Origin of the sequence: Burkholderia sp. KCJ3K979 (assembly GCF_016759955.1) — a bacterium.
In the GTDB taxonomy this organism is placed as follows: Bacteria; Pseudomonadota; Gammaproteobacteria; order Burkholderiales; family Burkholderiaceae; genus Burkholderia; species Burkholderia orbicola.
In genome coordinates this window covers 1-10,789 of the sequence record NZ_JACFYV010000222.1, presented here as the reverse complement: position 1 = coordinate 10,789, position 10,789 = coordinate 1, and the positions used below count along the sequence as shown (strand labels likewise).

The following is a 10,789-nucleotide window of genomic DNA, read 5'->3' as shown; positions in this document are numbered from 1 at the left end:
CACCTCGCGCAAACCGCGCAGGTGATCGAGCAGCGGCTGCAGGAATTCAAGGTGCCGGTGACGGTGGTCGGCGCGTCGGCCGGCCCCGTGATCACGCGCTTCGAGATCGAACCCGCGCTCGGCGTGCGCGGCAGCCAGATCGTCGGTCTGATGAAGGACTTGTCGCGCGGCCTCGGCCTCACGTCGATCCGCGTCGTCGAGACGATCCCCGGCAAGACCTGCATGGGCCTCGAACTGCCGAACGCGAAGCGCCAGATGATCCGCCTGTCGGAAATTCTTGCCGCACGCGAATACCAGCATTCGCCGTCGCAACTGACGATCGCGATGGGCAAGGACATCACCGGCCACCCGGTCGTCACCGATCTCGCGAAGGCGCCGCACATGCTCGTGGCCGGCACGACGGGTTCGGGCAAGTCGGTCGCGATCAACGCGATGATCCTGTCGCTGCTGTACAAGGCGACGCCGGAAGACGTGCGGCTCATCATGATCGACCCGAAGATGCTCGAGCTGTCGGTCTACGAAGGCATCCCGCATCTGCTCGCGCCGGTCGTCACCGACATGAAGCTCGCGGCGAACGCGCTGAACTGGTGCGTCGGCGAAATGGAGAAGCGCTACCGGCTGATGTCGGCCGTCGGCGTGCGCAACCTCGCGGGCTTCAACCAGAAGATCCGCGACGCGGAAGCGAAGGAAAAGAAGATCGGCAACCCGTTCTCGCTGACGCCCGAGGATCCGGAGCCGCTGTCGACGCTGCCGCTGATCGTCGTCGTGATCGACGAGCTGGCCGACCTGATGATGGTCGCCGGCAAGAAGATCGAGGAACTGATCGCCCGCCTCGCGCAGAAGGCGCGCGCGGCCGGCATCCATCTGATCCTCGCGACGCAGCGGCCGTCCGTCGACGTGATCACCGGCCTCATCAAGGCGAACATCCCGACGCGCGTCGCGTTCCAGGTGTCGTCGAAGATCGATTCGCGCACGATCCTCGACCAGATGGGCGCGGAGTCGCTGCTCGGGATGGGCGACATGCTGTTCCTGCCGCCGGGCACCGGTTATCCGCAGCGCGTGCACGGCGCGTTCGTCGCCGACGAGGAAGTGCACCGGATCGTCGAGTACCTGAAGCAGTTCGGCGAGCCGCAGTACGAGGAAGGCATTCTCGACGGCCCGGCCGCCGACGGAGCGACGCAGGACCTGTTCGGCGACGCGCCGGACGCGGAAGCCGATCCGCTGTACGACGAAGCCGTCGCGTTCGTCGTGCGCACGCGGCGCGCGTCGATCTCGTCGGTGCAGCGGCAGTTGCGCATCGGCTACAACCGCGCGGCGCGGCTCGTCGAGCAGATGGAGGCGGCCGGTCTCGTGTCGGCGATGGGCATCAACGGCAGCCGCGAGGTGCTCGTGCCGGCCGCGGCCGACTGAGGCAGGCGGCCCGCCGGCCGCCGTTCATCGAGATGGGCGCGTCGTGAAACCAACTGCCTGAAATACGAAGGGCGCTGCATCGGCAGCGCCCTTCTTGCATCAGCCGGGAATCCCCGCGATTTACTGGGCGACCGGCACCAGCTTGAAGTCGACCGGCTTGCCGACCGCGATCTTCTGCGGATTCGCGCCGAGCTGCCCCGTTTCGACATCGCGACTGAACACGTAGAACGTGTCGCTGTCCTGGTTGCCGACGATCAGCCACTTGCCGGTCGGATCGATCAGGAACTCGCGCGGCGTCTTGCCGAGGCTCGACTGGCGGCCGACGTGCTTCAGCCGGCCGTCGGCCTTGTTCACCGCGTAGATCACGAGATCGTTCGCGTCGCCGCGGTTGCTCGCGTACAGGAAGCGGCCGTCCGGCGACAGGTGGATCGCGCCACCGCCGACCTTGCCCTTGAAGCCCGGCGCCGTCATCGGCAGCGTCTCGATCGGCGTCAGTTTGCCGTCGTGATAGCCGAACACCTCGACCGACGCGTTGAGTTCACTCGTCACGTACGCGAACCGGCCGTCGGCGCTGAACACCATGTGACGCGGGCCCGAGCCCGCCTTCACCGGCGTGTAGCGCGTGTCGGTCGGGCTGATCAGCCCGCGACTGCCGTCCACCGTGTAGCGGTAGCCGTAGATCTTGTCCGCGCCGAGATCCTGCACGAACAGATAGCGGCCGTCCGGCGAAAACACCGTCGAATGCACGTGCGCGCCGTCCTGGCGGCCCTTCACCGGCCCGGTGCCTTCGTGGTGGACTGTCAGCACGGCCTGACCGACCGCGCCGTCGTCGCGCAGCGGAAGCACCGCGAAGCTGCCGCCCGGGTCGGCCGCGACCGAGTAGTTGGCGGTGACGAGGTACTTGCCGTCCGGCGACAGCGCGAGATAGCACGGATCGTTCCCTTCCGACGATACGCGGTCGATGAAGCTCAGCGCGCCCGTCTTCGCGTCGAAGCGGAACGCGCTCACGCCGCCGCGCTGCGTCGCCGGCCCGTCGTCGCCGGGCAGTTCGTTGACCGCGTAGACGGTGCGACCGTCGCGGCTCGGCAACAGGTACGACGGATTCACGGTCTTCGCCGACGACACCGGCGCGACGCGGCCGCTCTTGGTATCGAAGCGGTAAACGTAGATCCCGTCGCTGCCGCCGCCCGTATAGGTGCCGACGAGCAGGTTGTAAACGCCGTCGGCCGGGGCGGACGATTGCTGCGCGAATGCGTGGGTCGCGGACAGGGAAAGCACGATCGCGAAACCTTTCATCCAGTGAGCGAACCTAAGCGGGAACCCTCGTGTCGAAGCGCGTGCGTCACGCTCGCGTAAACGGTTGGGCATTGAATCCTCCTTGCATCGAGTCGCTTCAAGTGTTGAGATAGGACGAAACGCCGGCCGTTCACGCGCTCCGCCGCCCGGCCGAGTATACGGGGCGCGGCGCCCGCGCGTGAAGTCGAGGGCGCCGACGTCCGCATTGTGAAACTCGAATACCCAAGGATCGCCTGCCCATGCCCGCCCTGATCGAAGACTACGCCCTCGTCGGCGACGGCCACACGGCCGCGCTGATCGCAAAAGACGGCTCCGTCGACTGGCTGTGCTGGCCCCGCTTCGATTCGGGCGCCTGCTTCGCGGCGCTGCTCGGCACGCCGGAACACGGCCGCTGGCTGCTTGCTCCGGCCGCCGACGCCGCGATCACACACACGACCCGCCGCTATCGCGGCGACACGCTGATTCTCGAAACCGATTACGAAAGCGCCGACGGCGCCGTCACCGTGATCGACTTCATGCCGCCCGGCAACGGCTGGTCCGAACTGGTGCGGATCGTCGTCGGCCGCCACGGCAAGATGAAGATGCGCATGGAACTCGTGTTGCGCTTCGACTACGGTTTCTCGATTCCGTGGGTCACGCAACTGACCCGCGAGGACGGCATGAAGGCCATCGCCGGCCCCGATACCGTCGTGCTACGCACGCCGGTGCCGCTCACCGGCAAGAACCTCCATACGCTCGCGGAATTCACGGTCGGCGCCGACGAGCGCGTGCCGTTCTCGCTCGGCTACGCGGCGTCGCACATGCGGCTGCCGCCCGCGCGCGATCCGCTGTCGATGCTCGCGCGCACCGAGAACTACTGGCTCGAATGGTCGGGCCGCTGTCAGGTGCAGGGCCGCTACGCGGCCGCCGTGCGCCGCTCGCTGATCACGCTGAAGGCGCTCGCGTACGAGCCGACCGGCGGCATCGTCGCCGCGCCGACCACGTCGCTGCCGGAGAAGATCGGCGGCAACCGCAACTGGGACTACCGCTACTGCTGGCTGCGCGACGCGACGATCACGCTGCTCGCGCTGATGCGCGGCGGCTACTACGACGAGGCGCGTGCGTGGCGCACGTGGCTCGGCCGCGTGATGGCCGGCTCGCCCGAGCAGATCCAGATCATGTACGGAATCGCCGGCGAGCGCCGGCTGCCGGAAATGGAGCTCGACTGGCTGCCCGGCTACCAGGACTCGCTGCCGGTGCGCGTCGGCAACGGCGCCGCGAACCAGCTCCAGCTCGACGTGTTCGGCGAGGTGATGGCCGCGCTGCACCTCGCGCGCGTGGGCGGCCTGCAGGCCGACGACACGGTCTGGTCCGTGCAGTGCGCGCTGCTCGACCATCTCGAGAAAATCTGGCAAGAACCCGACGAAGGCATCTGGGAAACGCGCGGCGGCCGGCGCCATTTCACGTTCTCGAAGGTGATGGCGTGGGTCGCGTTCGACCGCGCGATCAAGTCGGCGGAGATGTTCCGGCTGCCCGGCTCGCTCGACCGCTGGCGCGCGCTGCGCGAGCAGATCCATGCGGACGTCTGCGCCAACGCATGGCACGAAGGCAAGCAGGCGTTCGCGCAGAGCTACGGCAGCGACGAGCTCGACGCGAGCGTGCTGCTGCTGCCGCAGCTCGGCTTCCTGCCGCCGGAAGACCCGCGCATCGTCGGCACGGTCGAGGCGATCGAACGGGAATTGCTGCACGACGGGCTCGTGATGCGCTACCGCACGACCGAATACGACGACGGCCTGCCGCCGGGCGAAGGCACGTTTCTCGCGTGCAGCTTCTGGCTGGTCGACAGCTATGCGCTGCTCGGCCGGATCGACGACGCGCATCGGCTCTTCAGCCGCCTGCTCGCACTGTCGAACGACCTCGGGCTGCTCGCGGAGGAATACGACCCGGTCGCCGGGCGGCTCGTCGGCAACTTCCCGCAGGCGTTCTCCCACGTGGCGCTCGTGCACACCGCGATGAACCTGATGCACCACGAAGACGCGATGGCGCGCGCGGCCGGCCAGCCCGCGCCGGCCGTGGCCACCGGCCGCTGAACGGCGCGCGCGGGCCTTGTTCAGAGATCGTCAAATCGCAACACTTTGATGAAAACCCGGGGAAATGTTGCATTGCACCACCGATCGTTGTCCGATATGATCGACGAGATTGTCCGGCTGCAATGCAACATGGCCGGTCGCTGACCCACACGGCACGCCGCGACGCCTCACGCCGCCCTTGCGCACCGTCCCCCACGCGGGAGTAGCCTGCATGCTTTACCAACTGCACGAATTCCAGCGGGCCATGCTGAGCCCGCTCACGGCCTGGGCCCAGGCCGCCTCGAAGTCGTTCGCGAATCCGTCCAGCCCGTTCTCGCTGATGCCCGGTGCCCCGCGGATGGCGGCTGCCTATGAGCTGATGTATCGGCTCGGCAAGGATTACGAGAAGCCGGAATTCAACATTCATCAGATCGTCAAGGACGGCCACAACATTCCGATCGTCGAGCAGACGATCATCGAGAAGCCGTTCTGCCGCCTGCTGCGCTTCAAGCGCTATTCGGACGACGCCGACGCCGTCACGCAACTGAAGGACGAGCCGGTCGTGCTGGTCTGCGCGCCGCTGTCGGGCCACCACTCGACGCTGCTGCGCGACACCGTGCGCACGCTGCTGCAGGATCACAAGGTCTACATCACCGACTGGATCGACGCGCGGATGGTGCCGGTCGAGACGGGCCCGTTCCACCTGCACGACTACATCGCGTACATCCAGGAATTCATCCGTCACATCGGCGCGCGCAACCTGCACGTGATCTCGGTATGCCAGCCGACGGTGCCGGTGCTCGCGGCGATTTCGCTGATGGCGAGCCGCGGCGAGGACACGCCGCTCACGATGACGATGATGGGCGGCCCGATCGACGCGCGCCGCAGCCCGACGTCGGTGAACTCGCTCGCCACGCAGCACTCGACCGCGTGGTTCGAGAACAACGTGATCCATACGGTGCCCGCGAACTATCCGGGCGAAGGCCGCCAGGTGTATCCGGGCTTCCTGCAACACACCGGCTTCGTCGCGATGAACCCCGAGCGGCACGCACAATCGCACTGGGATTTTTACCAGAGCCTGCTGCGCGGCGACGAGGACGACGCCGAAGCGCACCGCCGCTTCTACGACGAGTACAATGCGGTGCTGGACATGGCCGCCGAGTATTACCTCGAGACGATCCGTGTCGTGTTCCAGGAATTCCGGCTCGCGGAAGGCACGTGGGACGTCGAAGGCGAGCGCGTGCGGCCGCAGGACATCAAGCACACCGCGCTGATGACGATCGAGGGCGAACTCGACGACATCTCGGGCAGCGGCCAGACGCACGTCGCGCACGAGCTGTGCACGGGCATTCCGCAAGACGATCGCCGCAGCCTGACCGCCGAGAAATGCGGCCACTACGGGATCTTCTCGGGCCGCCGCTGGCGCACGATCATCTATCCGCAGCTGCGCGACTTCATTCGCGAGCATGCGCTGGAGCCCAAGCCCGGCGCGACGAAGTTGCCCGTCGATGCCCAGGATGCGACCGCGATCGGCGTCGTGCCGGCCGCCAAGCCGGAGCCGGAAACCGCGGTGCGCGCCACCGCCGCGAAACGCACGCGCGCGAAGGCGCCGGCCGTGACGGTCGCGCCCGCCAGGACGCCCGCCGCGAAGGCCGCGCCCGCCGCGAAACGCACGGCTGGCAGCCCGCGCGCAAAAGCCGCGCGGGTCCGCAAGGCCGCCTGACGCGCCGCGTTCCGACGCAAAAACGCCGCCGTTGCTTGACGCAACGGCGGCGTTTTTTATTCGGCAGCGGCCGCGAGCGGGCAGCTCATCGGCTCGTCCGTTCGTCGCGTCAGCGCCGCAGCAGATAAGCGAGCAGCACCTCAGTGTTCATCCGGACCATCTCCGCGCGCTCGTCGGTGTCGGTGAAGTCGCGGCCGAGCGTCGCGGCGAGCGTGAAGCGGTTCGACACGATGTAGTAGCCGAGCCCGGACAACGTCACGTAGAAGCGCAGCGGATCGACGTCGCCGCGGAACAGCCCGGCCTTCTGGCCGCGCATCAGCACGTTGCCGAGCTTCGCGACGATCGGCGACATCATCTCGCGGATCCGCGTCGACTTGTGCAGATAGCGCGCTTCGTGCAGGTTCTCGTTGTTGATGAGCCTGAGCAGCTCCGGATGGTCGCGGTAGTAGTCCCAAACGAAATGCGCGAGCCGCGTGACGGCTTCGACCGGCGCGACGCCGTCGAGATCCAGCACGCGCTCGGCCTCGGTCAGCGCGGAGAACGCGTGTTCGAGCACCGCCGTGAACAGCTGCTCCTTGCTGCCGAAGTAGTAATAGAGCATGCGCTCGTTCGTTTCGGCCCGGCGCGCGATCTGGTCGACGCGCGCGCCGAACAGCCCTCCATTCGCGAACTCTTCGGCTGCCGCCATCAGGATGCGGCGGCGCGTACCTTCAGGATCTCTTTTGATTTTTGGCTGATTCATGGTGGCGCTTTGCTATGTGAGCCGCTTGATTCGGACCGACACCCCCACCGCCTCGGCGCCGGCCGCCCTGGAACGGGCGCGCCGCGGGCGGCCGCCCTCCTGCTGAGCCCCTGCAAAAAAGCGGTTCGATTATGCGCATAGACGGCGTCCGGCGCAATGCGGGAAATCGGCGATAATCGAGCTTTGGCCAACCTTTCCGGCCGCGCCCGGCGCGGCCGACCGAGAGCCATTCGGCGCCGCTGCGCCCGTTGTCAGCCTGTTGTCACCGTGACCGACTCCAAAACACTCGCGGATCGCATCGAAGATCTGCTTCCCCAGACGCAATGCACGAAGTGCGGCTATAACGGCTGCCGTCCGTACGCCGAGGCGATCGCCGCCGGCGACGCGAACTACAACCAGTGCCCGCCCGGCGGCGCCGAAGGCATCGCGCGCCTCGCGAACCTGCTCGGCAAGCCGGTAATTCCGCTGAACCCCGTCAACGGCAGCGAGCATCCGCGCGCGGTCGCGTTCATCGACGAAAACCTGTGCATCGGCTGCACGCTGTGCATGCAGGCGTGCCCGGTCGACGCGATCGTCGGCGCGCCGAAGCAGATGCACACGATCGTCGCGTCGCTGTGCACGGGCTGCGACCTGTGCATCCCGCCGTGCCCGGTCGACTGCATCGCGATGCTGCCGGTGACCGGCGATCGCACGGGTTGGGATGCGTGGTCGCAGGAACAGGCCGACGCCGCGCGCGAACGCCACGACCTGCGGCTCGCGCGCGAGCGTCGCGAGCGCGAGGCCGCCGAAGCGCGTGCCGCCGCCCGCCGCGCGGCCAGTGCCGCCAAGCCGGTTGCGGAGTCCTCGGCAGCGCAGCCCGGTTCGCAGCCGGACACGCCGGCCGCCGCCGCGCCGGCCGACGATGCCGAAGCGAAGAAACGCGCGATCATCGCCGCCGCGCTCGAACGCGCGCGCAAGAAGAAGGAAGAACTGTCCGGGCAAGGCGCCGGGCCGAAGAACACCGAAGGCGTAAGCGCGGCCGTCCAGGCGCAGATCGATGCGGCCGAGGCCCGCCGCAAGCGGCTCGCCGAACAGCAGGCGCAGCGCGATGCCGAAGCCGCATCGGGCAGCAACGACCACGACAACGACGATCCGGACGGCCCGTCCGCGCCGCCCGACCAGAACGCTCCATGAACGCCAGCAAACGACGCGCGATCTACGAAACGCTGCAGAGCCTCAATCCGCATCCGACCACCGAGCTCGAATATTCGACGCCGTTCGAGCTGCTGATCGCCGTGATGCTGTCCGCGCAGGCGACCGACGTGTCGGTCAACAAGGCGATGCGGAAAATGTTTCCGGTCGCGAACACCCCGCGACAAATCGTCGCGCTTGGCGAGGAAGGCGTCACCGAGTACATCAAGACGATCGGCCTCTATCGCACCAAGGCGAAGAACGTGGTCGCGACGTGCCGAATCCTGCTCGAGCGCTACGACGGCGAGGTGCCGGCCGATCGCGAAGCGCTCGAAGGCTTGCCGGGCGTCGGCCGCAAGACCGCGAACGTCGTGCTGAACACCGCGTTCGGCCAGCCGACGATCGCGGTCGACACGCATATCTTCCGCGTCGCGAATCGCACCGGGCTCGCGCCGGGCAAGGACGTGCGGGCCGTCGAGGCCGCGCTCGAGAAGTTCACGCCGAAGGAATTCCTGCAGGACGCGCATCACTGGCTGATCCTGCACGGGCGTTACGTGTGCAAGGCCCGCCGGCCCGAATGCTGGCACTGCGCGATCGAGCCGCTGTGCGAGTTCCGGCCGAAGACGCCGCCGCCGAACGAATAAGCATCAGGCAGCGCGGGCGAGCTCCGCAGACGCCGTCGCGACGCCCGCTCCCTTCCCCGCTTACGCGTTGGATGTCGCCGTCGCGTCGTCGGCGGCCGCGCCGCCCGCGCGCACGAGCGCCAGCACGGCCGCCAGAATCGCGACGCCACCCGCCCACTGCAGCGGCGACAACGCTTCCCCGAACAACAACGCCGCGAGCGCGACCGTCACGACCGGTTCGAGCGTCGACAGCATCGACGTGCGCGCGGCACCGAGCCGCTCGAGCCCGGCGAAGAACGCGAGCATGGCCGCGACCGTCGACACCAGCGCGATCGCGAGCATCGACGCCCAGCCGCCGGCCGTCGCGGGCCAGCGCGGCGGCGCGCCGAACGCCGCCGTTCGCACGACGGCGATCGCGACGAGCGTCGCGGTGGCCGACAGGCAGATGATCGCGGTGGTCGCGAGGGGATCGACGCCGCGCGTCGCCTTCGTGCCGCCGACGATGTACAGCGAGTAGATCACCGCGGCGGCCAACGCCAGCGCGATCCCGAGCGGCTCGCCGTGCCCGCCGCCGACCATCAGCGCCGAACCCGCGACGCACAGCACCAGCGCGACGGCCTTCGCCCGCGTCAGGCGCTCGCCGAGCCACCACGCGGCCAGCAGCGTGACGAACGCCGGGTACAGGTACAGCAGCAGCGCGACGAGGCTCGCCTGCGCGTGCTGCAGCGCGCTGAAATAGCAGAACGACTGCCCGACGTAGCCGAGCGCGCCCATCGCCACCAGCGGCACGAGCGCCCGGCCGCGCGGCCAGGCGACGCGGCGGTGCCGTGCGATCGCGGCGAGCACCGCGCCGCCGATCGCGAAGCGCACGATCAGCAGCCCGAGCACGTCGACGCCGGCCGCATACGCGTAGCGGCCGAAAATCGCCATCGCGCCGAACGCGGCGGCAGACAACGCGACGTAGAACGCGCCCTGCAGGGCGGCGGACGATGAGCGAACGGTGACGGTCATGATGAAACGGGCGAACGGGGCGCCGTGACGGGAATCGTCGGAGTGTAGCCGCGCGGCGGCGCCGAGCCTAGCCAGCGCTTACCCGTTGCGCGGCGGGCGGCCGCGCGTTCCGCGCCGACCGCTCCCGGGGCCGGCGCCAGCGCCGTCCGCCGCGCCGGCGTACAATGCTCGACGCGGCATGACGCCGTCCGAATCACGACGTTTCCCCACCATGTTCAATCCAAGCCGCGACGACGTGCGTCGCTTTTTCACCGAGACCTGGCGCAAGCAGCGCGCGGGCGAAATCCTGACACCGCTGGAAGCGATCGCGGCCGACTGGATCGTCGAGCATCCCGAGTACCACGACGACCTGGCCGACGCTGACGGCGCGGCGGCGCGCAACTACATGCCCGAGGAAGGCCGCACCAACCCGTTCCTGCACCTGTCGATGCACCTCGCGATCAGCGAGCAGTTGTCGATCGACCAGCCCCCCGGCATCCGCGCCGCGCACGACAAGCTGGCCGCGAAGCTCGACTCGACCCACGACGCGCAGCACGCGATCATGGAATGCCTCGGCGAGACGATCTGGGAAGCGCAGCGCACCAACACGCCGCCCGACACCGACGCGTACCTGCAGCGCATCCTGCGCCGCGCGTCGCGCGACTGAGTAACCGTCTTCCGAGTCAAGCCCGATGAAGTGAATCGTCCCAAGGCGTGTTGGTTTTGACCATGGCATTGAGCATGGTTAGGAGCTTGCGCATGCAGGCAACAAGCGCGACCTTGGACA

At 68.2% G+C, this 10,789-nt stretch carries 9 protein-coding genes and 1 pseudogene; 6 read left to right on the top strand and 4 right to left on the bottom strand.

The window, feature by feature from the left end:
- Window positions 1-1,410 (top strand): DNA translocase FtsK (locus H3O04_RS29940; RefSeq protein WP_272929903.1); only part of this gene is annotated, 1,410 nt, incomplete at its 5' end.
- Between the two features lie 120 nt (window positions 1,411-1,530).
- On the opposite strand, the gene H3O04_RS29935 is transcribed toward H3O04_RS29940, so the two are convergent.
- Window positions 1,531-2,778: a lactonase family protein gene (locus H3O04_RS29935; RefSeq protein WP_202589046.1), complete on the bottom strand. Its 1,248-nt coding sequence runs from the start codon at window positions 2,776-2,778 to the stop codon at window positions 1,531-1,533.
- A gap of 167 nt (window positions 2,779-2,945) precedes the next feature.
- Between H3O04_RS29935 and H3O04_RS29930 the strand changes: the two genes are divergently transcribed.
- Both H3O04_RS29930 and H3O04_RS29925 read left to right on the top strand, forming a co-directional pair.
- Entirely contained in the window at window positions 2,946-4,775 is a 1,830-nt protein-coding gene (locus H3O04_RS29930) for a glycoside hydrolase family 15 protein (protein ID WP_006478200.1), read from the top strand.
- A 211-nt stretch (window positions 4,776-4,986) separates the two neighbouring features.
- Window positions 4,987-6,477 (top strand): polyhydroxyalkanoate depolymerase, encoded by a 1,491-nt coding sequence (locus H3O04_RS29925; RefSeq protein WP_202589045.1) that lies wholly within the window; start codon window positions 4,987-4,989, stop codon window positions 6,475-6,477.
- A 109-nt stretch (window positions 6,478-6,586) separates the two neighbouring features.
- Here the strand turns inward: H3O04_RS29925 and H3O04_RS29920 are convergent, their stop codons facing one another.
- On the bottom strand, window positions 6,587-7,219 hold the full coding sequence (locus H3O04_RS29920; protein WP_006478198.1) for a TetR family transcriptional regulator: 633 nt from the start codon (window positions 7,217-7,219) through the stop codon (window positions 6,587-6,589).
- 267 nt (window positions 7,220-7,486) lie between these two features.
- Between H3O04_RS29920 and rsxB the strand changes: the two genes are divergently transcribed.
- Together rsxB and nth are read left to right on the top strand one after the other, a co-directional pair.
- The gene (rsxB, locus tag H3O04_RS29915) at window positions 7,487-8,392 is read left to right on the top strand and encodes an electron transport complex subunit RsxB (RefSeq protein WP_416360854.1); all 906 of its coding nucleotides are present in this window, start codon (window positions 7,487-7,489) and stop codon (window positions 8,390-8,392) included.
- Window positions 8,389-9,033, top strand: coding sequence for an endonuclease III (gene nth, locus H3O04_RS29910; RefSeq protein WP_006478196.1), 645 nt, complete (start codon window positions 8,389-8,391; stop codon window positions 9,031-9,033). The genes rsxB and nth overlap by 4 nt, the downstream gene beginning before the upstream one ends.
- Window positions 9,034-9,093: 60 nt before the next feature.
- Here the strand turns inward: nth and H3O04_RS29905 are convergent, their stop codons facing one another.
- Window positions 9,094-10,023 carry a DMT family transporter gene (locus tag H3O04_RS29905; protein WP_202589043.1) on the bottom strand — a complete coding sequence of 310 codons (930 nt, stop codon included), beginning with the start codon at window positions 10,021-10,023 and terminating at the stop codon, window positions 9,094-9,096.
- A gap of 211 nt (window positions 10,024-10,234) precedes the next feature.
- On the opposite strand from H3O04_RS29905, the gene H3O04_RS29900 reads away from it, so the two are divergent.
- Window positions 10,235-10,669, top strand: a complete 435-nt coding sequence (locus H3O04_RS29900; RefSeq protein ID WP_202589042.1) for a DUF1841 family protein — start codon at window positions 10,235-10,237, stop codon at window positions 10,667-10,669.
- A gap of 16 nt (window positions 10,670-10,685) precedes the next feature.
- On the opposite strand, the pseudogene H3O04_RS29895 reads toward H3O04_RS29900, so the two are convergent.
- Window positions 10,686-10,789, bottom strand: a pseudogene (locus H3O04_RS29895) (IS110 family transposase); the annotation flags it as partial.